This is a genomic window from Streptomyces sp. G45, from assembly GCF_049542095.1.
Classification (GTDB): domain Bacteria; phylum Actinomycetota; class Actinomycetes; order Streptomycetales; family Streptomycetaceae; genus Streptomyces.
Map to the genome: position 1 here is coordinate 3,282,106 of NZ_JBMUZU010000001.1, position 26,003 is coordinate 3,308,108.

13 protein-coding genes and 4 pseudogenes are annotated in these 26,003 nt (G+C 74.8%); 4 read left to right on the forward strand and 13 right to left on the reverse strand.

Going from position 1 to position 26,003, the window contains the following annotated elements; translation table 11 throughout:
• Nucleotides 1-22: 22 nt before the first annotated feature.
• Nucleotides 23-277 carry a mycoredoxin gene (locus ACOBQU_RS13175; protein ID WP_423626848.1) on the forward strand — a complete coding sequence of 85 codons (255 nt, stop codon included), beginning with the start codon at nucleotides 23-25 and terminating at the stop codon, nucleotides 275-277.
• Between the two features lie 104 nt (nucleotides 278-381).
• Here the strand turns inward: ACOBQU_RS13175 and nudC are convergent, their stop codons facing one another.
• The 7 genes and pseudogenes from nudC to ACOBQU_RS13210 all read right to left on the reverse strand — a co-directional run bounded on the left by nudC (nucleotide 382) and on the right by ACOBQU_RS13210 (nucleotide 12,572).
• Nucleotides 382-1,329 carry an NAD(+) diphosphatase gene (gene nudC, locus ACOBQU_RS13180; protein ID WP_423626849.1) on the reverse strand — a complete coding sequence of 316 codons (948 nt, stop codon included), beginning with the start codon at nucleotides 1,327-1,329 and terminating at the stop codon, nucleotides 382-384.
• Between the two features lie 144 nt (nucleotides 1,330-1,473).
• Nucleotides 1,474-2,904, reverse strand: a complete 1,431-nt coding sequence (locus ACOBQU_RS13185) for a dipeptidase (RefSeq protein WP_423626851.1) — start codon at nucleotides 2,902-2,904, stop codon at nucleotides 1,474-1,476.
• Between the two features lie 10 nt (nucleotides 2,905-2,914).
• Nucleotides 2,915-6,727, reverse strand: coding sequence for a UvrD-helicase domain-containing protein (locus ACOBQU_RS13190; RefSeq protein ID WP_423626853.1), 3,813 nt, complete (start codon nucleotides 6,725-6,727; stop codon nucleotides 2,915-2,917).
• A gap of 78 nt (nucleotides 6,728-6,805) precedes the next feature.
• Nucleotides 6,806-7,510 (reverse strand): hypothetical protein, encoded by a 705-nt coding sequence (locus tag ACOBQU_RS13195; RefSeq protein WP_423626855.1) that lies wholly within the window; start codon nucleotides 7,508-7,510, stop codon nucleotides 6,806-6,808.
• A gap of 120 nt (nucleotides 7,511-7,630) precedes the next feature.
• Nucleotides 7,631-11,119 (reverse strand): UvrD-helicase domain-containing protein, encoded by a 3,489-nt coding sequence (locus tag ACOBQU_RS13200; RefSeq protein ID WP_423626857.1) that lies wholly within the window; start codon nucleotides 11,117-11,119, stop codon nucleotides 7,631-7,633.
• A 512-nt stretch (nucleotides 11,120-11,631) separates the two neighbouring features.
• Nucleotides 11,632-11,988: pseudogene (locus tag ACOBQU_RS13205) on the reverse strand (MGMT family protein); the annotation flags it as partial.
• 251 nt (nucleotides 11,989-12,239) lie between these two features.
• Entirely contained in the window at nucleotides 12,240-12,572 is a 333-nt protein-coding gene (locus tag ACOBQU_RS13210; protein ID WP_423626859.1) for a hypothetical protein, read from the reverse strand.
• A 179-nt stretch (nucleotides 12,573-12,751) separates the two neighbouring features.
• Here ACOBQU_RS13210 and ACOBQU_RS13215 point away from each other — a divergent pair, with 179 nt between their 5' ends.
• From ACOBQU_RS13215 to ACOBQU_RS13225, 3 genes and pseudogenes are all read left to right on the forward strand, one after another.
• On the forward strand, nucleotides 12,752-15,280 hold the full coding sequence (locus tag ACOBQU_RS13215; RefSeq protein WP_423634441.1) for a lysylphosphatidylglycerol synthase transmembrane domain-containing protein: 2,529 nt from the start codon (nucleotides 12,752-12,754) through the stop codon (nucleotides 15,278-15,280).
• Nucleotides 15,281-15,454: 174 nt separating this feature from the next.
• Nucleotides 15,455-17,010: pseudogene (locus ACOBQU_RS13220) on the forward strand (alpha/beta hydrolase).
• Between the two features lie 158 nt (nucleotides 17,011-17,168).
• Nucleotides 17,169-18,742: pseudogene (locus ACOBQU_RS13225) on the forward strand (alpha/beta hydrolase).
• Nucleotides 18,743-18,912: 170 nt separating this feature from the next.
• Here ACOBQU_RS13225 and moeZ read toward each other — a convergent pair.
• The 6 genes and pseudogenes from moeZ to ACOBQU_RS13255 all read right to left on the reverse strand — a co-directional run bounded on the left by moeZ (nucleotide 18,913) and on the right by ACOBQU_RS13255 (nucleotide 25,919).
• Nucleotides 18,913-20,090: pseudogene (gene moeZ / locus ACOBQU_RS13230) on the reverse strand (adenylyltransferase/sulfurtransferase MoeZ).
• A 63-nt stretch (nucleotides 20,091-20,153) separates the two neighbouring features.
• Complete coding sequence (locus ACOBQU_RS13235) at nucleotides 20,154-20,945, reverse strand: spherulation-specific family 4 protein (RefSeq protein WP_423626860.1); 792 nt, start codon at nucleotides 20,943-20,945, stop codon at nucleotides 20,154-20,156.
• Complete coding sequence (locus ACOBQU_RS13240) at nucleotides 20,933-21,886, reverse strand: NAD-dependent epimerase/dehydratase family protein (protein WP_423626862.1); 954 nt, start codon at nucleotides 21,884-21,886, stop codon at nucleotides 20,933-20,935. The genes ACOBQU_RS13235 and ACOBQU_RS13240 overlap by 13 nt, the downstream gene beginning before the upstream one ends.
• 708 nt (nucleotides 21,887-22,594) lie before the next feature.
• A complete protein-coding gene (locus ACOBQU_RS13245) occupies nucleotides 22,595-23,701 on the reverse strand; it encodes a hypothetical protein (protein ID WP_423626864.1) in 1,107 nt (368 codons plus the stop codon).
• A complete protein-coding gene (locus tag ACOBQU_RS13250) occupies nucleotides 23,689-23,841 on the reverse strand; it encodes a hypothetical protein (protein WP_423626866.1) in 153 nt (50 codons plus the stop codon). The genes ACOBQU_RS13245 and ACOBQU_RS13250 overlap by 13 nt, the downstream gene beginning before the upstream one ends.
• Nucleotides 23,838-25,919 carry a glycosyltransferase gene (locus tag ACOBQU_RS13255; protein WP_423626868.1) on the reverse strand — a complete coding sequence of 694 codons (2,082 nt, stop codon included), beginning with the start codon at nucleotides 25,917-25,919 and terminating at the stop codon, nucleotides 23,838-23,840. Before ACOBQU_RS13255 ends, ACOBQU_RS13250 begins: the two co-directional genes overlap by 4 nt.
• Between the last annotated feature and the right edge of the window lie 84 nt (nucleotides 25,920-26,003).

Consider the following 26,003-nt stretch of genomic DNA (forward strand, 5'->3'; position numbering starts at 1 on the left):
GCCGCGAAGGAGCACGAGAGACATGCCGGGCACCGTGACGATGTACAGCACCACGTGGTGCGGCTACTGCCGCAGGCTGAAGAGCCAGATGGACCGCGAGGGCATCGCGTACAACGAGATCAACATCGAGCAGGACCCGGAGTCCGCGGCCTTCGTCGAGAAGGCGAACGGCGGGAACCAGACGGTGCCCACGGTCCTCGTGGTCTCCGAGGCCGGTACGGAGTCGGTGATGACGAACCCGTCGCTGGCCCAGGTCAAGCAGGCCATGGCCGCCTGAGCCACGCCCACGGCACGCGGGCCCCCGGCACCGGCCGGGGGCTTCGTCGTGCCCGGGGGTGCCCGGGGTGCCCGGGACACCCGGGCCGTCCCGGAGCCCCGGGGTCAGGCGGGCGTGCCGGGCTTCGGCAGCGGCTCGCCGTACCACAGCTCGATCAGGCGGGCCGCGATGGAGATGCCGAAGGGCGGCAGCACCTCTCCGGAGGCGAAGGCCGCCCGGAGGTCGTCGCGGGAGAACCAGCGCGCCTCGTGGATCTCCTCGCCGTCCACGTTGATCTCCGACGACGTGGCCCGCGCCATGAAGCCGAGCATCAGGCTGGACGGGAAGGGCCAGGGCTGGCTGGCGACGTACTCCACGTCGCCGACGGTGACGCCCGCCTCCTCCCAGACCTCGCGGCGCACGGACTGCTCGATGGACTCCCCCGGCTCCACGAAGCCCGCGAGGGTCGAGAAGCGGCCCTCGGGCCAGTGCACCTGGCGGCCGAGGAGCGCGCGGTCCTTCTCGTCCGTCACGAGCATGATCACGGCCGGGTCGGTGCGCGGGTAGTGCTCGGCGCCGCAGGCCTGGCAGCGGCGGATGTGCCCGGCGGCCGCGATGACGGTGCGCTCGCCGCAGCGCGAGCAGAAGCGGTGCATGCGCTGCCAGTTCTCCAGGGCGACGGCGTGCACCATGAGGCCCGCGTCGCGCGGCGACAGGAGCAGGCCCGCCTCGCGCAGCCCGGCGGCGCGGGCGGAGGCGTCCATGCGGCCGGGGAGGCTGTCCTTCTGGAGCGCGAAGTAGCTCACGCCGTCCTCGTCGGTGCCCAGGAAGTAGCGGTGGGCCTCCGTGAGGGGCGCTTCGAAGGTGGGGGTCATCACCAGTTCGGTGCGGCCGTCGGGCGTCTCGTCGATGAGGACCTGGCCGCCGGAGACCACGAAGACCCGTGTCGTGGGGTGGCTCCACGCGGCGGCGAGCCAGGCCTCGTCGAGACGGTGGTGGGCCGCGCGGTCGATGCCGCTCGGCGCGGTGAGCGAGACGGGACGGTCAGCGGCGCGGTCGGTCCAGGTGGTCACTGGTGCTTCCAACTCCCCCGGTGGAATGGGTGGTTCGGTGAGCGTGGGTGCGGCTAGCGGGTCGGTTCGCGGCGTACGGGGCCCGGTGGGGCGGGCGGGGCGGCTCGGGGCCCTGCGGGGCGCGCGGGTGCGTTCAGTCTGCCTTCAGTCTGTGTCGCGCCAGTGCTCCGCGAGGTCGGTCCACAGGTAGGCGGTGGTCTCGGCGCCCTTGAGGAGCAGGTCAAGATCGACCTTCTCGTTCGGGGCGTGCCAGCCGTCCGACGGGATGGAGACGCCGAGGAACAGCACGGGCGCCTTCAGGACGTCCTGGAGGTCGGCCGCCGGGCCCGAGCCGCCCTCGCGGGTGAAGCGGACCTCCTGCTCGAAGGCGCGGCCCATGGCGCGGGCGACGGACTGGAGCGCGGGGTGGTCGAGCGGGGTCAGACAGGGGCGCGTCGGGGCGCCGAAGGTGATGGTGTGGCGGATTCCGGCGGGGACCTGGTCGGCCACCCACGCGCGGACGGAGGCCTCGATCCGGTCCGGGTCCTGGCCCGCGACCAGCCGGAACGAGAGCTTCAGCATGGCGCTCGCCGGGATGATCGTCTTGCCGCCCGCGCCCTGGTAGCCGCCGCCGATGCCGTTGACCTCGGCCGTCGGGCGGGCCCAGACCCGCTCCAGGGTGGTGTACCCCGCCTCTCCGTAGGGGGCGTACGAAGCGGCCGTGCGCAGCCACTCGGCCTCGTCGAAGGGCAGCTCCGCGAACAGCTCGCGCTCTCGGTCGGTGAGTTCGGTCACGCCTTCGTAGAAGCCGGGTATCGCCACGCGCGCGTGCTCGTCGTGCAGGGCGGCGACGAGGCGGCCCACGGCGGTGGCCGGGTTGGGCACGGCCCCTCCGAAGGAGCCGGAGTGGATGTCCTGGTCCGGCCCGCGCAGTTCGATCTCGCAGTCGGCGACGCCCCGCATGCCCGTGCAGACGGTGGGGGTGTCCCGGGACCACATGCCGGTGTCCGAGACGATGACGGCGTCGGCCGCGAGGCGCTCCCTGTGCTGCTCGACGAGGTCCCGGAAGTGCGGTGAGCCGGACTCCTCCTCGCCCTCGACGAGCAGCTTCAGGTGCACGGCCGGGGCGCCGCGGCCGGTCGCGGCGAGGTGGGCGCGCACGCCGAGTGTGTGGAAGAACACCTGCCCCTTGTCGTCGGCCGCGCCGCGCGCGTGCAGGCGGTCGCCGCGCACGACCGGCTCGAAGGGGTCGGTGTCCCAGCCGTCCTCGCGGGCGGCGGGCTGCACGTCGTGGTGGCCGTAGACCAGGACCGTGGGCGCTCCCGGGTCGTCGGACGGCCACTCGGCGAAGACGGCGGGGGCGCCCGGCGTCCGCCACACCTCGGCGGTGGGGAAGCCGGTCGCCTTCAGGTGCGCGGCGAGCCAGTCGGCGCTGCGGCGTACGTCGTCCGCGTGCTCGGGCTGCGCCGAGACGGACGGGATGCGCAGCCACTCGGCGAGGTCGTCGAGGAAGGCGGCGCGGTGGGCGTCGACGTACGCGCGCACGGCGCTGACGGCGCTGGCATCGGTGGCAGCGCTGCTGACGGGCTTGCTCATGCTCCTGAGCCTATCGGCCCACGGGGGTGCTCCGGCCGGGCGGCTGCTCGCCCCCGGGCCGGTGGGCGTCACCGTGGGCGCGGGCGCCGTCGCCTGCGCCCGCCGCGCCGTCCGCGGCGGCCGTGTCGTCCGCGTCACCCCGCAGGATCCGTTCGAGCGCCGCGCGGCCCGGCAGGTTCGCCGGGCGGACGACGTCGCCGCTGCGGACGTACAGGAAGGCGGCCGTGACCGACTCCAGGGGCACGCCCTGCTGCTCGGCCCAGGCCAGGCGGTAGACGGCGAGCTGGAGCGGGTCCCCCTGCTGGGTGCGGCCGGTCTTCCAGTCGACGATCTCGTACGCGACGCCGTCGCCGTCCGCGAGCCGGTAGACGGCGTCCATACGGCCCCTGATGACGCGGCCCGCGAGCGCCAGCTGGAAGGGTGCCTCGACGCGGTAGGGCGTGCGGTGGGCGTACTCCGTGCGCTCGAAGGCCTCCTTGAGCGCCTCCAGGTCCCGCTCGTCGGCGATCTCGGCCTCCCCGGGGCCGCCGCCGGGCAGTTCGTCCGGGTCGAGCATCGGCAGGCGCAGCTCTTCGAAGCGGGCCTCGATCCACGCGTGGAAGCGGGTGCCGCGGCGGGCCGCGGGCTGGGGCGGGCGCGGCATGGGGCGGGCCAGCTCCTGGGCGAGGCCGTCCGGGTCGGCGGCCAGGCGCAGCAGCTGCGAGGCGGTGAGCGTGGTCGGCAGGGGCACGTCCCGGACGCCTTCGCGGGCGCGCAGCAGCTCCTCGGTAAGGGCGTCCAGGTCGCGGTCCCAGGAGGCGAGGGTGCGGGTCTCCTCCGGAGTGAGGGCGGGGTGTTCCTCCGGGGTGCGGTGGGGCTCCTCTGGGGTGTGGTGGGGCTCCTCCCCCGGGGGGCGGTGGGGCGCGGGTGGTTGCGGCGCGCGGGCGTGCGGAACCGTCTCGTGCGCCGGGTCGTCCGGGCGCCGGACGCTCTCGGGGGCCAGGTCGTCCCGGCGGCGCGCGGGCTCGGGGTGCGGGTCGTCCCCGGGGTGCGCGTGCGCGTGGGCGGGGTCCGCCTCCGGAGCGGGGTGCGGCAGCCGCGGGCGCTGTGTGGTCCACGAGTCCCAGTCCCCCGGGTCTTCGCCGCTGGCCGCCTCGGGGTCGGCGTAGGGCTCGTCGTCGTCCGGCGGGGGCGGCCAGTCAGGGTGCTCAGCGTCGGCGTACGCGGCGGTGTCGTACGTCGCGGAGCCGTACGCCGGGGTGTCGTACGCCGGGGTGTCGTGCGCCGTGTTCGCGGGAGCCGCGGGGTGGGGCTCCTCGTGGGAGCGGGCGCCGGGTGCCGTGAGGCGGTCCAGGTGGGCCAGGACCGTGTCGGCGGCGGCGCGGCGGCGGGCCAGGGACTCGGGGTCGAGCGGCAGCGGCCAGGCGTGGTCGGCGGTCCTCTCGCGCAGCGCCGGGTTCTCCTCGCCGTCCTCCGGAGCGTCGGCCCAGGCCTCGATCTCGCCGTGTCCGGCGGCGCAGTGCTCGTACAGCGCCGTCAGGAAGTCCGAGGGGCCGCGGGGCTTCTTCTGGGTGGGGCCCCACCAGTGGCCGGAGCCGAGCAGGAGGCTGCGCGGGCGCGTGAACGTCACGTAGCCCAGGCGCAGCTCTTCGGTGCGCTGGTGCTCCTTCATGGCGGTCTGGAAGGCGCGCAGGCCCTTGGTGTCCCACTCCTCGACGTCGGGGAGCGTGTCCGCGTCGCCGCGCAGCGCGTGCGGGACGACCCGGGCCTGGGACGTCCACTTCTCGCGGCCCTGGGCGCTGGGGAAGGTGCCGGTGACCAGGCCGGGCACGGCGACGACGTCCCACTCCAGGCCCTTGGACTTGTGGGCGGTGAGCACCTTCACCGTGTTCTCGCCGCCCGGCAGGGCGTTGTCGAGGCCCTTCTCGTACTGCGCGGCGGTGCGCAGGAACCCGAGGAAGGCGAGGAGGGACGCGGAGGGGTCGTGGGCGGCGAAGGACGCGGCGACGTCCAGGAAGTTCGACAGGGTCTCGCGGCGGCGGGCGGCGAGGGCGTGCGGGGACGCGGCCAGCTCGACGTCGAGGCCGGTGACGGCGAGCACGCGGTGCAGGACGTCCATCAGCGGGTCGGCGAGCGAGCGGCGCAGGTCGCGCAGTTCCCTGGCGAGGTGCGCGAAGCGGACGCGCGCCTCCGCGGAGAACGGCAGACCGTCGTCTACGGAGGAGGCGTCGAGCGGCGTCTCCAGGAACGTGTCGAGCGCGTCGGCGAGCGATATCACCTCGGACGGGTCGACGCCCTCGACGGCTTCGGCGAGGCGCCGGTCGGGGTCCTCCGGAGCGTCGGTGGGGCCGTGCCGTACCAGGAGGCGGGCCCGGCGCCCCAGGAGGGCGAGGTCGCGGGGGCCGACGCGCCAGCGGGGGCCGCTGAGCAGGCGCACCAGGGAGGCGTTGGCGCCCGGGTCCTGGAGCACCTCGCAGACGGCGACGAGGTCGGCGACCTCGGGCAGGTGCAGCAGCCCGGAGAGGCCGACGACCTCGACCGGGACGTCGCGGGCGACGAGCGCGCCCTGGATCTCGGCGAAGTCCGTCGCCGTGCGGCACAGGACGGCGATCTCCCCGGGGGGCGTGCCGGTGCGCACGAGGTGGGCGAGGGAGTCGGCGATCCAGTCGATCTCCTCGCTGTGGGTGCGCAGCAGGGCGCAGCGCACCGTGCCGTCGCGCTCGGCACCGGGGGCGGGCCGCAGGGCTTCCACGCCCGTGTGCAGGGCGCGCAGGGGCGCCGCCAGGCCGTTGGCGAGGTCGAGGAGGCGGCCGCCGCTGCGGCGGTTCTCGCTGAGGGCGTAGCGCGCGGCGGGGCGGCCGTCGGCGTCCGCGAAGTGGTGCGGGAAGTCGTCCAGGTTGGCGACGGAGGCGCCGCGCCAGCCGTAGATGGCCTGGCAGGGGTCGCCGACCGCGGTCACGGGGTGGCCGGTGCCGCCTCCGAAGAGGCCCGCCAGGAGGATGCGCTGGGCCACCGACGTGTCCTGGTACTCGTCGAGGAGGACGACGCGGAACTCCTCGCGCAGGATGCGGCCGACCTCCGCGCGGGAGCGGGCGAGCGTCGCGGAGTGGGCGATCTGGTCGCCGAAGTCGAGCAGGTCGCGGGCGCGCTTCGCGTCCCGGTACCGCTCGACCAGCCCGGCCAGCTCGATGCGGGCCGCCGCCGTCTCGGGGACCTTGCGCAGGTCGGCGTTGGAGAGCTTGGCGCCCGCCAGGGTGCGCAGCAGCTCGGTGTCGTACGCGCGCAGCCTGCCGGGCTCCACGAGGTGCTCGGCCAGCTCGCCGTCGAGGGCGAGGAGGTCGCTGACGAGGTCGGGGAACGAGCGGGTCAGCGCCGGATACGGGCCGGGGGCCTCGCGCAGGACGCGGGCGGCGAGCTGGAAGCGCGTGGCGTCGGCGAGCAGCCGCGTGGTGGGCTCCAGGCCGATGCGCAGACCGTGGTCGGTCAGCAGACGCCCGGCGAAGGCGTGGTACGTCGAGATGACCGGCTCGCCCGGGGTGTCGTCGGGGTCGGCCGGGTCGGGGTCCGTGACGCCCGCCTTGATCAGCGCCCGGCGGACGCGGTCCGCCAGCTCGCCCGCCGCCTTGTTCGTGAACGTCAGGCCGAGGACCTGCTCCGGGGCGACCTGGCCGGTGCCGACCAGCCACACCACGCGCGCGGCCATCACCGTCGTCTTGCCCGACCCGGCACCGGCCACGATCACCTGCGGGGCGGGCGGCGCGGTGATGCAGGCCGTCTGCTCCGGGGTGAACGGGATCCCCAGGAGCGTCTTGAGCTCTTCGGGGTCGGTGAGGCGGGAGGACACGTCAGAGAGGCTAGCGGCGGCCACTGACAGCCGGGACGGAACCGGATGCCGGTGACCGCCGCGTCAGGCGCGTCGGCGTCAGCCGCCGAGCAGGTCCTCCAGGTCCTTCTCGTCGACGACCTGGTCAGCGGGCGGGGCCTTCACGGTGATGGAGGTGCCGTAGTCGCTGAAGGTCATCTTGGTCGACTCGTCGCTCTTCTCCTCGATGCGCAGGAAGTACGGCTTGCCGTCCATCGCGACGTAGTACGTGAACCGCTTCTTGCCGGTCTTCTTGGTGAGGACGGCCGCCTTCTCGCCGTCGACCTCGGCGTCCTTCTCCCGCTTGAGCCCCTTGAGCTTCGCGGAGTTGAACATCTCGTCCTTGTCGCAGGTCTCGCTGTCCTTGCCGCCCGGGGACTTCATCCAGCGGCCCTTGAGCTTCTTGCCCATCTGGGCGCTGCCGGTGTTCTGCCAGAACTTCTCGTCGCCCTTGAAGTACGACGTCTTGTCGACCACGACGATCTCGCCGCTGCCCTGCGCGGCGGAGCCGGTCTTGCCCTGGCAGTCGCCGGACTTGGCGACCGCGAAGTCGATCTGGACCTGCTTGCCGTCTTCCTCGCCCTGGCCGGAGACCTTGAAGGAGCCCGCCCCCTTCGAGGCGTCCACGGCCTTCTTGGCGATCTTGTCGGCGCTCATGCCCTCGAAGGGGTCCTTGTCGCCGTCGTCGCTGCCGCAGCCCGTGATGCCGATGACGGCGGCGGCGCAGGCGGCTGCCGCTGCCAGGAGCTTCCGGTTGGCTGCCATGGTGTTTCTCCTAGGGAAGACGTTCAGGTTTACCGAGACTTTAGATGGACTCCGCCAGTGGTATGCGCGGAGGGAGCGGGACGTGACGTTGGCCACCGTCAGGCGCGGTGGCGCGCGGGGTCACTCCACGACGTGGCGGCCCTCCGGGAGGGCGCTGCAGGAGGCGCGGAAGGCGCAGTGGGTGCAGTGCTGGCCCGTGGCGGGGGTGAAGCGCTCGTCGAGGACCTTGCCCGCTGCGGTGGCCAGGAGGTCGCCGATCCAGTCGCCGTCCAGCGGCTGCTGGGACTGGACCTTCGGCAGGGCGTCACCTCCGTCCTTCTGGGCGGCGCCCTGGCGCAGGTGCACCAGTTCCGCGCCGCCCACGTCGGGGCGTACGCCGTCGAAGACGTCGTCGGCGGCGCCCTCGCGCACGGCGAGCTGGTAGACGGCGAGCTGCGGATGGCGGTGGACCTCGGCGGCGGTCGGGGCCTGCTTGCCGGTCTTGAAGTCCACTACGTAGGCGCGGCCTTCGCCGTCGCGCTCGACGCGGTCCATGGAGCCGCGGACCCGCACTTCGTAGGGGCCCGCTTCGAGGGTCACGTCGAAGTCGTGCTCACTGGCGACGGGGGTGCGGCCCGCGTGGGCGCCGCTGACGTGCCACTGGAGGAAGCGTTCGAGCGCCACGCGCGCGTGCTCCTTCTCCTGGTCCGACTTCCAGGGGGCGTCGAAGGCGAGCGCGTCCCACACCGACTCCAGGCGCTCCATGAGCACGTCGAGGTCGGCGGGGGTGCGGCCAGAGGCGACCTCGTCGGCGAGGACGTGCACGACGTTGCCGAAGCCCTGGGCCGCGGTCGCGGGCGCGTCGGCCTTCACCTCGCGCCCCAGGAACCACTGGAGGGCGCAGGTGTTGGCGAGCTGGTCCAGGGCGCTGCCGGACAGGACGACCGGCTTGTCGCGGTCCCTCAGGGGCACGGCGCTCGCCGTCGGCTCGAACACGCCCCACCAGCGCTGCGGGTGCGCGGACGGCACCAAGGGGCGCCCGTCGGAGTCGCTGAGCCCGGCCAGGCGGGCCAGGCGCTGGGCGGCGGCCTCGCGCAGCGCGTCCGAGGCACGCGGGTCGACCGTGGTGGCCCGCAACTCCGCGACCAGCGCGGAGACCGACAGGGGGCGGCGCGGGCGGCCCGTGACGTCCTTGGGTTCGACGCCGAGTTCGGTGAGGAAGCGGGACGGCTGGTCGCCGTCGTCGGCGGGGGCCTTCACCGCGGTGACGACCAGCCGCTCCCGCGCGCGGGTGGCGGCCACGTAGAACAGGCGGCGCTCCTCGGCGAGCAGCGCCCCCGGGGTGAGGGGTTCGGCGATGCCGTCGCGCCCGATGCGGTCGGCCTCCAGGAGGGAGCCGCGGCGGCGCAGGTCCGGCCACAGTCCCTCCTGCACCCCGGCGACCACGACGAGCCGCCACTCCAGGCCCTTGGAGCGGTGCGCCGTCATCAGGCGTACGGCGTCGGGGCGCACCGCCCGGCGCGTGAGCGTGTCCGCGGCGATGTCCTGCGCCTCGATCTCCGCCAGGAAGTTGAGCGCGCCCCGGCCGCCGGTGCGCTCCTCCGCGCGGGCGGCGGTCGCGAACAGGGCGCACACCGCGTCGAGGTCCCGGTCGGCGTTGCGGGCCGCGGCGCCCCCGCGCCGTGCCGCGCCCTCCAGGCGCCGGGGCCAGGGGGTGCCGCTCCACAGCTCCCACAGGGCCTGCTCGGCGGTGCCGCCGTCGGCGAGGCACCGGCGCGCCGCGCGCAGCAGCTTGCCGAGGCGCTGGGCGCCCTGCGCGTACGACGGGTCGTGCGCGGCGAGCCGCTCGGGCTCGGCGAGCGCGCGGGCGAGCAGCACGTCGGAGGGGGGCGGAAGGGGGTTGCCCCCGGCGCGCTCCTCCTCGCGCAGGGCGCGGCCGAGGCGGCGCAGGTCAGCGGCGTCCATACCCGCGAGCGGGGAGGTGAGCAGGGTGAGGGCCGTCTCGGTGTCGAGCCAGGCGGGGGCGGTGATCTGGGTGGGGGTGTCCTGGGCGGGGGTGACCGGGGAGGGGGTGCCCTGGGCGGGGGTCTCCGTAGCGACGGTCACGCCGTCCCCGGCGGTCGTCCCGTCCTCCGTAGCGACGTCCGCGACGTCCCCGGCGGTCGCGTCGGATCCCGTCTCCTCCGAAGAGGCCGGGTCCGCTGAGGAAACCGCCCCCTCCGATGAAGGCGCCACCTCCGAAGAGGCCGCCCCCTCCGAAGAAGGCGCCACCTCCGAAGGGGCCGCCCCCTCCGATGAAGGCGCCCCCTCCGATGAAGGCGCCCCCTCCGGAGGCGCCTGCGGCTCGCCCCTTTCCGGCCCCTCCCCCAGCTCCGCCGTGGCCACCGCGCGAAGCGCCGTCAGGAGGGCCGTGACCGCGGGTTCGTGGCGCAGGGCGATGTCGTCGCCGTCTATGTCCAGGGGGACGCCCGCGGCGGTGAGCGCGCGGCGGACGGACGGGATGGTGCGGGCGCCCGCGCGCACGAGGACGGCCATCTCGCTCCAGGGGACGCCGTCCTCCAGGTGCGCGCGGCGCAGGATGTCCGCGATGTTGTCCAGCTCCGCACCGGCGGTGGGGTACGTACGGACGTCGACGCGGCCGCCGTCCAGGGCCGCCGTCAGCTCCCGGTGGGCCCGGACCTTATCCGCGGGGAGCCGGGTCAGGGGCATGCGCCGGGCCAGCAGCCGGGTGGCCGCGAGGAGCTGGGCGCCGGAGCGCCGGGACGTCGTCAGGACCTCGACCGGCGCCGGGCTTCCGTCCCGGCACGGGAAGTCCGCCGGGAAGCGGAGGATGCCGTTCACATCGGCGCCCCGGAAGGCGTAGATCGACTGGTCGGGGTCTCCGAAGGCGACGAGGTCGCGCCCGCCGCCCGCGAGGGCGCGCAGCAGCCGCACCTGTGCGGGGTCCGTGTCCTGGTACTCGTCCACGAAGACGGCGTCGTACTGCGCGGCGAGCGCCCGCGTCACCTCGGGGCGGCGCGCGAGCAGCACCGCGCGGTGCACCAGCTCGGCGTAGTCGAGCACCCCCTGGAGGTCGAGGACGTCGAGGTACTCGGCGAGGAAGGCCGCCGCCGCGCGCCAGTCGGGGCGGCCGCCGCACCGGGCGAAGTCGTCCAGCGCGGCCGGGGCGAGGCCCAGCTCGCGGCTGCGGGCGAGGACGGCGCGCACCTCGTCGGCGAAGCCGCGCGTCGTCAGGCAGGCCCGCAGCTCGTCCGGCCAGCGGACCCGGGCGAGGCCCTCCTGCCCGAGGTCGGCCTGGCCCGCGAGCAGCTCGCGCACGGCGACGTCCTGCTCGGGACCCGAGAGCAGGCGCAGCGGCTCGACGAACAGGTCGGCGTCCTGGTGGGCGCGGACGAGGGCGTAGCAGAAGGAGTGGAACGTGGTCGCCTGCGGGGCGTCGGCGGCGCCTATGCGGTGCGCCATCCGGTCGCGCAGCTCCACGGCCGCCCTGCGGCTGAACGTGAGCACCAGGACGCGCTCGGGGTCGGTGCCCTTGGCGATGCGCGCGGCCACCGACTCGACCAGCGTCGTGGTCTTGCCGGTGCCCGGACCTGCGAGAACGAGCAGCGGACCGCCCACGTGGTCAACCACCGCACGCTGCCGTGCGTCCAGTTCAGGAGGATCCGCGGCGACCGGTGGGGTACGCACCAGTCGATAGGCACCCGAGGCTCCCTGCCGTACGCGCTGGTACGACAGGGGCCGGGTGTGCTGAACGGATGGAGTGGAGCTCACGTGGTCGCCGGTCCTGAAGGGTGTACTGGTCCGAGTGCGGCTGCGGGGCAGCCGCGGAGTAGGTGTGCATGCGTGCAGTCGACGCTACGCCAGCGAACGCGTGGGGCGTGCGGCTTCCCCCGTACGGGCCACCGGCCCGCCCCCGCGCGGCGCGATGGCGGAAGCTGTCAGGTGTGAGCCCCCGGAGCCTGCGGGCCGCCGCCCCTGCCGCCCGCGCGACCGCCGCGCCCCCCGCGCCCGCCACGCGCGCCGCCGCTCCCGGCCCGGCGCCCGCCGCGCTCCCCTCCGACGTCCTCCCCGCCGACGTCCTCCGCGCGCTCGTCACCGTCGCCCACGCGCCCGCCGCCCCCAGCGCCACCCGCCACGGCGTCACCCGTCACGGCGCCAACCCCGTCCCAGCGCGCCCTGCGCATGTCCAGGCGCGGCACGTGCCCCTCCGCCGCCCGGCCCGCCTCCTTCAGGGGCGTGCCCTCGGAGCGGTACGCGGCGAGGGCGCGCAGTTCGTGGCCCGGCAGGAGGCGTCCGTCCGCGCGGACCACGCGCCACCACGGCACCACGTCTCCGTAGAGGGCCATCACCCGGCCGACCTGTCTCGGTCCGCCCTCTTCAAGCCACTCCGCGACGTCTCCGTAGGTCATCACCCGGCCCGGCGGAATCAGCTCCGTGACCTCAAGGACCCGCTCCGCGTACTCCGGCAACTCGTGCGTCGGTCGGCTCTCCTCGCTCATCCGGACCATCCTGCCGCATGGCTCCGACACCCCGACGGGGCGGCCACAGAGCGTACGTACGCCGCTACACACGCGTCCGAACTGGCAAATCGTGACCGTTTTGCGCCCCCGCATCGCCCCCTGATGCCCCCTGTCGGGGACGTGGCATGCCACCATCGTGCGGGCGGTGACTGGTGATACGAGATCAAGAAGAGGCGACGGAGCAGCAGAGCGTGCATTCCGAGAAGACGGCTGGCACCTCTGCCGACACGTCACGCCCGGCCACCGACGAACAGACCCCACGGTCCGAGGAGCAGGCCCAGCAGCGGCCCTCCCGCCGGTCCGCCCGGCGGCGCTCCCGGTCCGAAAAGCGACGCTCGTCCCAGGACGCGCGCCCGGCCCGCGCCGACTCCGAGACCCCGCATCGCGACGAGAACGACCAGGCCGACCACCGCGACCGGACCGACCAGGACGACCACCGCGACCAGGCCGACGGGACCGACCAGACCGACCAGGCCCACGGGACCGACCGGATCGCGCAGACCGACCAAACCGGCCAGGCTGACCAGAGCCGCCAGCCCGGCCGGACCGGCCCAGCAGACCACGACGCCCCCAGCGCCCCCGAAGGCTCCGGCCCCCCGAAGCAGCCGACGACCACGACCACAGCCACGACCACGACCACAGCCACGGCCCCGACTGCGTCGACGGCGACGAGGCGCACGCCGAGCGCGTCGAGGGCGACGAGCCGCTGCTGCCCGCGCGCGTGCACCGGCCCTCCGACCTGATGCGGCTGCTCGTCGGCATCCTCGCGATCGCCGTCCTGCTCGCCATCTCCGCGTTCGCGCACGGCACGACGTCCGGCCTGGAACAGGACATCAACGCGGGCACCGGCTCACCGCCGGACCTGCTGATGAAACTGTCGGGGCTCACCGCGAGCATCGGCGTGCTGCTCGTGCCCGTGGCGTTCGCGATCGAACGCCTGATCAAACGCGACGGGCTGCGCATCGCCGACGGCGTCCTCGCCGCCGTCCTCGCGCACGGCGTGACGCTGGCCACCGACCTGTGGGTGGCCAGAGGCGCGCCCGAGTCCATCCAGGACGCCCTGACCCAGCCCTCCCCGGGGGACGTCAACTCGCTGACCGACCCGGTGCACGGCTATCTCGCCCCCGTCATCGCGTACATGACGGCCGTGGGCATGTCGCGCAGGCCGCGCTGGCGCGTCGTGCTGCTCGTGGTGCTGCTGCTCGAAGCCTTCACGATGCTGGTCTCGGGCAACACCACGCCGTTCTCGATCATCCTGACGGTCCTGATCGGCTGGACCGTGGCGTACGGCACGCTGTACGCGGTCGGCTCGCCCAACGTGCAGCCCACCGGCCAGACGCTGCTCGCGGGCCTCAGGCACGTCGGCTTCCGGCCGGTGAGCGCGGCCCGCGAGGACTCCGCCGACGCCCCCGACCAGGGCGACCGCGGCAGGCGCTACTTCGTCACCCTGGAGGACGGCCCGCCCCTGGACGTCACGGTCATCGACCGCGAGCAGCAGGCGCAGGGCTTCTTCTACCGCGTGTGGCGCAGGCTCACGCTGCGCAGCATCACCACCCGGCGCAGCCTCCAGTCGCTGCGCCAGGCGCTGGAGCAGGAGGCGCTGCTCGCGTACGCGGCGATCGCGGCGGGCGCCAACGCGCCCAAGCTGATCGCCACCTCCGAGCTGGGCCCGGACGCGGTGATCCTGGTCTACGAGCACACGGGCGGCCGCAGCCTCGACTCGCTGCCGGACACGGCGCTCACCGACGGCCTGCTGCGCGACACCTGGCGGCAGGTGAAGGCGCTCCAGTCGCGGCGCATCGCACACCGCAGGCTGGCGGGCGACGCGATCCTGGTGGATCGTTCCGGCACGGTGATCCTGACGGATCTGCGCGGCGGCGAGATCGCCGCCGGTGACCTGGTCCTGCGCATGGACATCGCGCAGCTCCTGACCGCGTTCGGCCTGCGGGTCGGCGCGGAGCGCGCGGTGGCCACGGCCGTCGACGTGCTCGGCCCGGACGTGGTGGCGGACTGCCTGCCGCTGCTCCAGCCGATCGCCCTGACCCGCTCCACGCGCGGGGCGCTGCGCAAGCGGGCCCGGGAGCGCGCCGAGCGGGAGCGCGAGGCGGTCCTGGAGGCGTCCCGCAGGGCGAAGCTGGCGCGCGGCGAGGCCGAGGAGACGGCCGACGGCAAGGACGCGGCGGCGGCCCGCAAGGCCGCGCGCGCGGAGCGGCAGGCCGAGAAGCAGGCCATAGACGAGGCCCTGGAGCAGGCCCGCGAGGAGGACCTGCTCAGCCAGATCCGCCACCAGGTGCTGCTGATCCGCCCGACCGCGCCCGTCGAACCGGCGCAGCTCGAACGCATCAGGCCGCGCACGCTCATCAGCTTCATCGCCGGTGCCTTCGGCGCGTACTTCCTGCTGTCGCAGCTCACCCACGTCGACTTCGGCACCATCGTCGAGGAGGCCGAGTGGGGCTGGGTCGCCGCGGCCGTGGCGTTCTCCGCGCTGAGTTACTTCGCCGCCGCGATGAGCCTGCTCGGCTTCGTACCGGAGCGGGTGCCGTTCCTGCGGGCGGTGGCGGCGCAGGTCGCCGGGTCGTTCGTGAAGATCGTGGCGCCCGCCGCGGTGGGCGGCGTGGCGCTGAACACCCGGTTCCTCCAGCGCTCCGGAGTGCGGTCCGGGCTCGCGGTGGCGAGCGTCGGCGCCTCGCAGCTGTTCGGGCTGGGCGCGCACATCATCCTGCTGCTCGTCTTCGGCTATGTGACGGGCACCCAGAAGACGCCCACCCTGACGCCGTCCCGCACGGTCATCGCGGGCCTGCTCTCGGTCGCGGTCCTCGTCCTCGTGGTGACCGCCATCCCCTTCCTGCGGAAGTTCGTCGTCACGCGCGTGCGGTCGCTGTTCGCGGGCGTCGTGCCGCGCATGCTGGACGTGCTCCAGCGCCCGCAGAAGCTGCTCACCGGCATCGGCGGGATGCTGCTCCTGACGTTCTTCTTCGTCCTGTGCCTGGACGCGTCCGTGCGGGCGTTCGCCAGCCAGGAGATGGGCACCCTGAGCCTCGCCAGCGTCGCCGTGGTCTTCCTCGCGGGCAACGCCCTCGGCTCGGCGGCGCCCACGCCCGGCGGCGTCGGCGCGGTCGAGGCGACGCTCACGTTCGGCCTCATCGCGGTGGGCGTCCCCAAGGACGTGGCGGCGCCCGCGGTGCTGCTGTACCGCCTCCTGACGCTGTGGCTCCCGGTGCTCCCGGGGTGGCTGTTCTTCAACCATCTGACGCGCAAGGGGCTGTTGTAGCGCCATACCGGGCACGACCGGGCGTGACCGGACGCGGCGTACGGGACGCGCCCGGAGTGGCGCACAGGACGCGACGGGACACGGCGTACGGGACGCGGCCGGACGCGGCGTACGGGATCACCCGCACGGCCCGTGCCCCGAGCGCCCCCGGCGCCCGCGCCGCAGGATGGAGCCATGCCCAAGCTCCCGCCGCGCGCCCCCGCCCTGGCCGCCACCGCCGTCCTGCTGTCCGCCGTCCTCACGGCGTGCGGGGACGCGGACTCCGGGGACTCCTCAGGCGAGGCCCTGCCGGACCAGAAGCTGAGCTGGAAGGACTGCCCGGCACCGTCGGCCGCCCAAGGGGGCGGTGACGCGCCCTCCCCGCTGCCCGGCGGCGCCAGGTGGCAGTGCGCCACCATGAAGGCCCCGCTCGACTGGGACGACCCCGAGGGCGACACCATCGGCATCGCACTCGTCCGCGCCCGCACCAGCGGCACCGCCGACCAGCGGATCGGCTCCCTGGTGTTCAACTTCGGCGGGCCCGGCGGCTCCGGAGTGACCACGCTGCCCGCGTTCGGCCAGGAGTACGCGAAGCTGCGCACCCGCTACGACCTGGTGAGCTTCGACCCGCGCGGCGTGGGCCGCAGCGCGGGCGTGACCTGCGAGGACGACGAACAGCTCGACGAGTTCTTCCAGCAGGACGCGACACCCGACGACGCGGCCGAGCGCGACCGGCTCGTCGACAACATCAGGGACTTCAACGGCGCGTGCGAGAAGAACTCCCAGAAGGTGCTCCCCCACGTGGGCACCACCGACGCCGCCCGTGACCTGGACCTCCTGCGCCAGGTGCTCGGAGACGACAAGTTGCACTACTTCGGCATCTCGTACGGCACCGAACTCGGCGGCGTCTACGCCCACTTGTTCCCCAAGAACGTGGGCCGCGCCGTCTTCGACGCCGTCGTCGACCCCACGCAGACGGCCGAACAGGGCTCGCTCGGCCAGGCAGCGGGCTTCCAGCTCGCGCTCGACAACTTCGCCGAGGACTGCGTCTCCCAGGACGACGACTGCCCCGTCGGCGACAGCGCGCAGGACGTCAAGGACCGCATCGCGAAGCTCCTGAAGGACCTGGACGCCAAGCCGCTGCCCGCGCTGCCGCCGCGCCGCCTCACCCAGACCGCGGCGACCAACGGCATCGCCCAGGCCCTGTACTCCCAGGACTTCTGGCCGTACCTCAAGGAGGGCCTCGAACAGGCCTACGACGGCGACGGCAGGGTCCTGCTGCTCCTGTCCGACTCGATGAACGGCCGCAACGAGGACGGCGAGTACAGCAACGTGCAGGCCGCGAACGTCGCCATCAACTGCGCCGACGACAAGCCCCGCTACACCGCGTCCGACGTCGAGGCGAAGCTCCCCGAGTTCCGGAAGGCCTCCCCCTCTTCGGTGACTACCTGGCCTGGGGCATGGTCAGTTGCACCGACTGGGCGGTCGAGGGCGCCGCCGACCACCCCGACGTGAGCGCCCCGGGCGCGGCCCCCATCGTCGTCATCGGCAACACCGGGGACCCGGCCACCCCCTACGAAGGCGCCCGCAAGATGGCCGCGGCGCTCGGCAAGGGCGTCGGCGTCGAGCTGACGTACAAGGGCCAGGGGCACGGCGCGTACGACAGCGGGGACCGGTGCGTGCGGAAGGCCGTGGACGGCTACCTGCTGAACGGGACGGTGCCCAAGTCCGGCACGGTGTGCGGCGCTTGAGCCGTACTCCCCGCGCCTTGAGTTGTTCTCCCCGCGCCTTGAGCCGTTCGCCCCGCGCCTTGACCTGTTCTCCCCGTGCACCTTCGGGGCGCCACGGGCACTGTCAGTGACCCGACCTACTATGGCCTGACTGTCCCACAAAGCGGGGGGAACCTCACATGCCGCGTTTCGCACGACCGGCCGCGCTGGCCGCCGCAGGCGCACTGGTGGCAGGGCTGCTGGCCGGTTGCAGCGACGGCGGCGACCAGGGCCGCCCGGACGGGAAGCGGCCTCCCGCCCGGGGAGCCGACCCCACGCCGAGGCCGGACCCGTCCTCCACCCTGCCCGCCGCGCTCACCACGCAGAAGCTGGACTGGGGCGCCTGCGAGGCGTCCGAGGGCAAGGCAGCGCCCGGCGACGAGTGGCAGTGCGCCACCCTCAAGGTCCCCCTGGACTACGCGAAGCCGGACGGCGAGACCATCGGCGTCGCCCTGATCCGCGCCCGGACCACGGCCAAGAAGCCCGGCGACCGCATCGGCTCCCTGCTGTTCAACTTCGGCGGGCCCGGCGGCTCCGGAGTCTCCATGCTGCCCGCGCTGGCCAGTGACTACGAGGCGCTGCGCGAGCGGTACGACCTGGTGAGCTTCGACCCGCGCGGAGTCGCCGCCAGCGAGGGCGTGCGCTGCCGCGACGACAAGGCCACCCAGGCCGCGGAGAACACGGACCCCACCCCGGACACCCCGGCCGAGGAGAAGGCGTACTTCGCGGACGCGGCCGCCTTCGGCGCGGGCTGCGCGCGGGACGCCGCGAAGCTGCTGCCGCACCTGACGACGGCCGAGGCCGCCCGCGACATGGACGTGCTGCGCCAGGTCCTCGGCGACGACAAGCTGCACTACATGGGCATCTCGTACGGCACCGACCTCGGCGGCACGTACGCGCACCTGTTCCCCGGCGCGTCGGCCGCCTCGCCCTGGACGCGGTCGTCGACCCGACGGCGGGCGGCGTGGACCACGCGCTGAACCAGGCCCGCGGCTTCCAGCGCGCCCTGGAGAACTACCTGAAGGCCAACGGCCAGGACCCTGAGGCAGGCACCCGCAAGATAGTCCGCCTGCTGCGCCGCGCCGACGCCGAGCCCCTGCGGACCACGTCGGACGGCCGGAAACTGAGCGAGTCCCTGGCGACCACGGGCATCATCGTCGCGCTCTACGACAAGCAGTACTGGCCGATGCTGACCGGCGCCCTGGAGGACGCGGAGAAGGGCGACGGCTCGGCCCTGCTCCAGCTCGCCGACGCGTACAACGAGCGCGACCCGTCCGGGCGTTACAGCACGCAGAGCCACTCGCAGCGCGCCATCTCCTGCCGCGACGAGAAGGAGCGCCCGACGGCCGCCGAGGCCAAGGCGCGGCTCGCGGAGTTCCGCAGGACGTCCCCGGTGTTCGGCGCGTACATGGGCTGGGACACGGCGGGCTGGTGCCACGACTGGCCGGTGCCCGGGGTGCGTGACACCCCGGAGGTGAGCGCCCCCTCAGCCGCCCCGATCCTCGTGGTCGGCAACACGGGCGACCCGGCGACGCCGTACGAGGGCGCGCGCAGGATGGCGGACGAGCTGGGCGACGGCGTCGGCGTCGAGCTGACGTACAAGGGCCAGGGCCACGGGGCGTACGGCAAGGGCAGCGACTGCGTGGACGCCACGGTGAACGACTACCTGATCGAGGGGAAGGTCCCGAAGGACGGCAAGGTCTGCGAGTCCTGAGGCCGTCGGCCCGTCCGGCGGTCGAGGCGGAGCCCGAGGGCGCTTCGGGGGGCCGGGGAGGCGGAGCCCCCGAGGCGGCGATCACGGCAGAGGGGCCGCACCGCGAACGGTGCGGCCCCCCGCTCGGGCCCTACGCCTGTGCCTATGCCTACGCCTAGTAGACCGGCTGCCTAGTAGACCGGCTTCTCGGGCTCGATCTGGTTGACCCAGCCGATCACGCCGCCGCCCACGTGCACGGCGTCCGCGAAGCCCGCGGACTTCAGGACGGCGAGGACTTCCGCACTGCGGACACCCGTCTTGCAGTGCAAGACGATCTTCTTGTCCTGCGGCAGGGTCTCCAGGGCCGTGCCCATGAGGAACTCGTTCTTCGGGATCAGCTTGGCGCCGGGGATCGAGACGATCTCGTACTCGTTGGGCTCGCGGACGTCGATGATCTCGATCTTCTCGTCGGCGTCGATCCACTCCTTGAGCTGCTGGGGAGTGATCGTCGAACCGGCGGCGGCCTCCTGGGCCTCCTCGGAGACGACGCCGCAGAACGCCTCGTAGTCGATCAGCTCGGTGACCGTGGGGTTCTCGCCGCAGACCGCGCAGTTGGGGTCCTTGCGGACCTTGACCTGGCGGTACTGCATCTCCAGGGCGTCGTAGATCATCAGGCGGCCGACGAGGGGCTCGCCGATGCCCGCGAGGAGCTTGATGGCCTCGTTGACCTGGATGGAGCCGATGGAGGCGCACAGCACGCCGAGGACGCCGCCCTCGGCGCAGGACGGGACCATGCCGGGGGGCGGGGCTCCGGGTAGAGGCAGCGGTAGCAGGGCCCGTGCTCGGACCAGAAGACGGAGGCCTGGCCGTCGAAGCGGTAGATGGACCCCCACACGTACGGCTTGTTGAGCAGCACGCAGGCGTCGTTGACCAGGTAGCGCGTGGCGAAGTTGTCCGTGCCGTCGACGATCAGGTCGTACTGACCGAAGATGTCCATCACGTTCTCGGCTTCGAGCCGCTCCTCGTGCAGGACCACGTTGACGTACGGGTTGATGCCGAGCACGCTGTCGCGCGCGGACTCCGCCTTGGACCGGCCGATGTCGGACTGGCTGTGGATGATCTGGCGCTGGAGGTTCGACTCGTCGACCTCGTCGAACTCCACGATGCCCAGGGTGCCGACGCCCGCCGCCGCGAGGTACATCAGCGCCGGTGAGCCGAGGCCGCCCGCGCCCACACAGAGCACCTTGGCGTTCTTGAGCCGCTTCTGCCCGTCCATCCCGACGTCCGGGATGATCAGGTGGCGGGAGTACCTGCGGACCTCGTCGACGGTGAGCTCGGATGCGGGCTCGACCAGGGGTGGCAGCGACACGGGGACTCCGTTGGTCGGATATGCGGAACGGTGGTTCTCCCCGTAACACTGCCACGGCCTTCTTCATTCCGAGACACCTGGTCCGATGCGCGAGACGATATCGTCCCAGTACCCGGGCAGGGCCTCCCAGGGCTCGCCCGTGGGGCCGCCGCCGTCCGCGCGGTGGGCGGGGGGTTCCGTGCGGTCGGTGAAGTAGATCGTCGCCGCTCCCTGCCAGCGGGCGACGCGCAGCGCCTCGTCGAGGTGGCCGCGCGGCGTGCCGTGCACCAGGTGGCAGAAGCGCTCGGGCGGGTAGTCGGCGGTCCACTCGGCCACTTGGGACCAGCGGTAGTCGCTCCAGGGGCCGCTGAAGGTGACCAACTGGTCGGCGCTCTCGGCGTATCCGGGGTACGGGTGCGTGCCGTGCCTGAGGACGAGGTGTCCGCCGCCGAGCAGGGCGCGCAGGGTCGCGAGGGTCCGGCGCACCTCGGGCAGCGCCGTGCGCTCGGTGGGGCAGCGGGCGAGGTAGAACCCGTCGACGAGGTACCAGTCCAGATAGCGGTGGGCGTCGGCGACCAGCTCCCCGAAGGCGCGGGCGCCGTACGCCGCGTCGAGCTGGCCGAGCACTCGGACGCCCGCGTTCCGGAGCTTGCCGGTGGCGTCGAGGCAGTGCGGGTCGGGCCGGTCGCCGGGGCCGTGCCCGGTGCTCACGCCGTTGCCGACGGCGAGCACCGTCCAGTGCAGGGGCGTGCCGGGGCGGGTGAGTTCGGCCCAGTCGGCGGGCGCGAGCAGCGGGTGGGCGAGGCCGGGGACGGCGATGCCGACGTCGCGGCGGGTGCTCGTCGTGGCCGTCGTCGTGGGTTTCAGATGCGGCATGCGGCCTCCATCCAGATGTCCGCGAGTGACTCTTCGAGGTTGATGCGGGGCCGCCAGCCGAGCCGGTCGCGCGCGGTGCGCACGTCGGCCTGCTGCCAGCTTCCGCAGCCGTCGGGGTAGGGGTACGCGGCGGGGGCGGCGTGGTCGGACTCGGCGCGCGGGTGGACGATGCCGGGCCTGCCGGGCGGCTGGTCCAGCTCGTGCAGGGCGCCGCCGTAGCCCGCGACGCGGGCGAGGACGGCGGCGGCGTCGCGCAGCCGCACGGCGCGCCCGGAGCCGATGTTGACGACGCCCTGGGCGGCGGAGAGCGAGGCGGCGTGCACGGCGCGCGCGATGTCGCGTACGTCGATGAAGTCCCGCTGCGCGCCGAGCCCGCCGAGCTTCAGCTCGCCGTCGCCGGACTGCATGGCGCGCCGCATGGCCTCGGCGAGCCGCCCCAGCGGCGATCCGGCGGGGGTGCCGGGCCCCGCGGGCGAGAACACCCTGAGCACCACGGCGTCCAGGCCCGACCCGAGGACGAGTTCGGTGGCGGCGAGCTTGCTGACGCCGTAGGGCCCGCCGGGCCGGGGCACGGCGTCCTCGGCGGTGGACGAGCCGGGCTGGCTCGGCCCGTACTCGGCGGCGCAGCCCAGTTGCACCAGGCGCGCGCCGCAGCCGCTGCGGCGCAGGGCCTCGCAGATGGTGGCGACGGCGACGGTGTTGTGCCGGGTCAGTTCGCGGGCGCCGCCGCGGGTGGTGCCCGCGCAGTTGATGACGACGCCCGGGTGCACGGCGTCCAGGAAGCGGGTGAGCGCGCCGGGGCTGCCGCTCGCGAGGTCGAACCGCACGTCCGAGTCGTCGCCGCGGCCGAGCGCGGTGAGCTGCACCGCCGGGTCGGCGAGCAGCCGGTCGGCCACGAACCGGCCCAGGTATCCGTTGGCTCCGATCAGCAGCACCCTCATCGGCCGCCTCCCTGGACGGACGCGCGGAGGCTGGGGCTTGTCATCTTGCTGTCTCCTTCAGGTGAAGCGGGAACGTGACGAGTAAGGGCCGGAAGCCTCGGGGGACGGCCGGTTCCACGGTGCGGTCGGGAGGCCGGTGGGGGCGGACGAGCGGGCCCGCTGCGCGGCGGACGGCGTACGCGGCCTGGCGCGGGCGCCCTGGGCAGGCGGCTCGGCCCGGCGGAAGCCGCCGGGCACTCCGAAGCGACGGCGTCGCACGCGCGACCAGGTACGCCGGGACGCGGCGAACGGCTCGGCACACCCCGACCCGACGGGCACTCCCGCGCGGCGCCCCAGGACGCCAGACTGCACACGACCGACCGGGACAGACACTCCGAAGCGACGGCACCAGGCACACAGCTGCGCACGACCAGGCAGGACGGGCGCCCCCGGACCGCAGCACCGGGCGGCACCCGGCCGCGTGCAGCTGCGCGAAACAGGCGGCCCGGCACGGCGGTACTCGGCGGGCACTCCGAAGCGACGGCGTCGCGTGCACGGTCCCGTACGACCAGGCAGGACGGGTGTTCCCGCACGGCGGTGCCGGGCGGCGCCCGGCCCCGTGCCGCAGCGCCAGGAGGGTGCCCCGGAGTGGCGGGGGCCAGGCGGCCCCGTGGGGTGTGCCGTGAGGGCGGTGTCGCAGGGGTGCCGGGTGTCGGGGCGGGTACGTCGTCACGGGGCGCCCCCGGCGTGCGCGGAGGCGCGGCCCAGTACGCGGATCGCGCGGGCCAGGAGCACCGTCGCGCCGAGGGCGCAGGCGAGGGCGGGCACCGCGCCGGTGCCCCACTCGGCGACCGCGCTCCGCACGGGGGCCGCGAGCGCCCCGCAGCCCGGAAGGCGACCCGCCCACGCCAGGGCGAGCGCCAGGGCCTCGCCGACGCCCACGGCGGCGTACACCAGCGCGGGCGCCCGCGTGGAGCCGTGGACGGCGAGCAGCCGCCCGAGCCACAGCAGCGCGGCCAGCGCCCCGGCGCCCGCGAACGCCGCCACGGCCTGCGCGCCCAGCGCCGCGCGGGCCCCGGCCAGGACCGCGGCGACCGCGCACAGGAACAGCCCGAACACGGTGACCAGCAGCGGCCGTACGGACGCCGTGAAGTCGGCGAGGCCCCTGCTGGTGCCGAGCCTGCCGTGGGCCCGTACCTCGAAGAGCCGCGCGCACCACGCGCCGGGCGCGACGGCGGCCGCGAGCCCGAGCGCCACGGCCGCCGACACCTGGTACGCCGCCGAGGACGTCGTGCCGTACGACGCGCCGTACGGCGTGAAGGGGCCGCCGCCCACGGCGGCCCGCAGCAGCGCGTCGCCCGCGAGGGCGTACGCGAGCAGCCAGCACGCCCCCGCGCGGGCGGCCGTCGAGCCGGGCCGGGCGGCGCGCAGCGGCCCGTACCGGAGCGCGAGCCGCACCGCGGCGGCCAGAGCGAGCGCACCGCCGACGCCGACCGCGAGCCGCGCGCGCCCCTCGGTCAGCCAGGCGCCGACGGCGGTGAGCGCGCACACCAGGCCGGGCAGCAGCGCGAACAGCGCCCACCCCGGCGGCACTTCGGGGCGCGCGGCGCCGGGTCGCGCGGCGAGGTCCGCGCCCAGGGCGTCCCACTCGGCGCCGTCCTGCGGGACGCGCGCGTACATCTCCTCGGCCAGCGCGAACACGTCGCGGTGCCGGAACCGGGCGGCGGTGCGGTCGGTCACCCCGTGCGCTTCGAGGCCCGCCGCGATCTCCAGGGGGTCGACGGCGCGCTCGCACAGCTCGCGGTGGCGGTGCATCAGCGCCTTCACGGGGTCCACGGCGGCGGGGCGGGGGCGGGCCCCCGTCCGGCCGTGGGGGCGGGCGCCGGTCCGCCGTCGCCGGTGACCAGTTCCTGGGACCGCGCGTCCCAGCCTCCGGCCCCCCGCGGGGTGCGCGGCAGGTCCACCGAACCGCTCATGACAGCGCCCCTCTCAGCCGGGCCCGCGCCGGGGCGCCCGCGGCCCAGCTCGGCCCGGCGGCCGGGCCCCCGCAGCCGCCGGTCCCGACGGCCCACCGGCCGGGCACATGGGCCTCGGCGGGGTGGGCGAACGGGACGGGCTCGCCCGCCGCGTCCAGGGCGTCGCGCCGTACCGGGCAGTGGGAGACGATCTCCAGGTAGATGCCGTGGAACGCGGCGATGTTCTGCTCGACCGTGAAGAGTTCGAGCGCCCGGGCGCGCGCCGCGGCGCCGAGGCGCGCGCGCCGCTCGGGGTCGCGCAGCAGCGCCAGGCACGCGTCGGCGAGCGCCCGCGGATTGCGCGGCGGCACCACGAGGCCGGTGCCGCCGATGACTTCGAGCACCGCGCCGACGTCCGTGGACACCGTGGCGCGGCCGCACAGCATGGCCTCGACGAGGCTGACCGGGAAGCCCTCGACGGCGCTCGACAGGACCACCACGCAGCCCGCGGCGTACGCGGTGGCGAGGTCGGGCGCCCCCGGGCCGCCGATCTCCTCGAAGGACACGGGGCTGGTGCCGACCGCGTGGGCGCTGTCGGCCTCGTCGGGGAAGAGCCGCGCGGCCAGCGCCCGGCAGTGGGCGAGGTACGCCGCCGCCTCGGGGCCGTCCGCGAGGGTGCCGACGATCCGCAGCCGGGCGCGCGGCTCGTGCGCGCGCACCTCGCCGAAGGCGTGCAGCAGGGCGATCAGGTCCTTGGCGGGCTCGACGCGGCCGACCCACAGGAGCGTGAACGGCTCACCCGGGTGCTCGGCCTCGCCGACGTCGGCGAACCGGGCGGCGTCCAGGCCGGGGTGGACGGTGCGCAGCTTCGCCGGGTCGGCGCCGCACCGTTCCTGCCAGCGGCGGGCGTGCGCGTTGCCGGGGGTGATGAGCGCGGCCCTGCGGTACACCTCGGCGGCGAGGCGGCCGTGGAAGGAGGCGAGCAGCGCCCGCGCGGGCGCGCTCAGCGCCGGGGCCTGCGCGGCGGCCGGTGCCGGGGCGCCCGCCGGGGCCTGCGCGGCGGCCGGTGAGCCCAGGGCGGCGGCCTGGGAGCCCAGGGCCACGGACACACCTTGGGACGCCGCCACGCCTTGGGACGCCGCCACGCCTTGGGCCACCGATACGCTCTGCGCCGCCGACACACCCCGCACTGCCGACGCGCCCCGCACTGCCGGTCCCCCGCAGGCCCCCAGCGCCTCTTGAACCACCGGCGTCCCCTGGGCCCCCAGCACCCCCTGGCCATCCAGCGCCCCCCGGCCATCCAGCGCCCGCCAAGCCTCCCGAAGCCCCCCTCCCCAAGGCGCCCCCGCCAGAGAAGGCGCCCCCGCCAGATAGTGCGCCCGCAGCCGCACCCCGTACTCCGTCACCAGCAGCGGCACCCCCGCGAAGTGCCCGGCGAGCAGCCCCGGCAGGGCCGCGGCGTCGCCCGCCGTGGCGTGGCAGAGGTCGACCGCGCCGAGCCGGTCGGGTCCGTACCAGTCGAGGGACAGGGGGCGCAGCACCCGCTCCAGACGGCTCGCGACGGCGAGCAGGTCGGGGACGCGGGCGGCGCGCGCGGCCCGGGACGCGCCGGGCGCGCGACAGGCGCTCTCCAGGGCGCGCACCGCGACTTCGGAGCGCGGGGCGTCACCGAGGCCGCCGTGTTCGCGGGCGAGGTCGGCGAGCGCGTACAACGCGCTGCCGAAACGGTCCGCCTGGGGGGCGGAGCCCTCCCCGGCCGCCGAGAACGGGCTTAAGGCAACCCGGGCCCCGCCCCCCGGAGCGCCCTCGCACACCGCGCCGACCAGCTCCCCGTACCCCTCGGCGAACCGGCGCCGCGCCCGCCGCCCCAGCGTGAACCGGGCTCCCCCGGCCCCCGCCGCCCACAGCGGAGCGGTGTGCACCCGGCGGACCTGCGGCGGCAGGTCGACCCAGCCCAGCGCCTCCTGGCGGCGGCTGCGGCTGAGCGCGTAGACGTGGAACTCGTGCTGCCCGAGCCCGCGCACGAGCCGGTCGCACCAGAGCCCTGCCTCACCGTCCACATACGGATAGCCACTCTCCGTAAGCAGTCCGACGCGCACGTGTGCACCCCCGATCTCCCGTATGGGGAGCCGCCGTTGGACCGGCGGCTCGCAGCGGGACGAACGTATGCGGACATGCGGGTG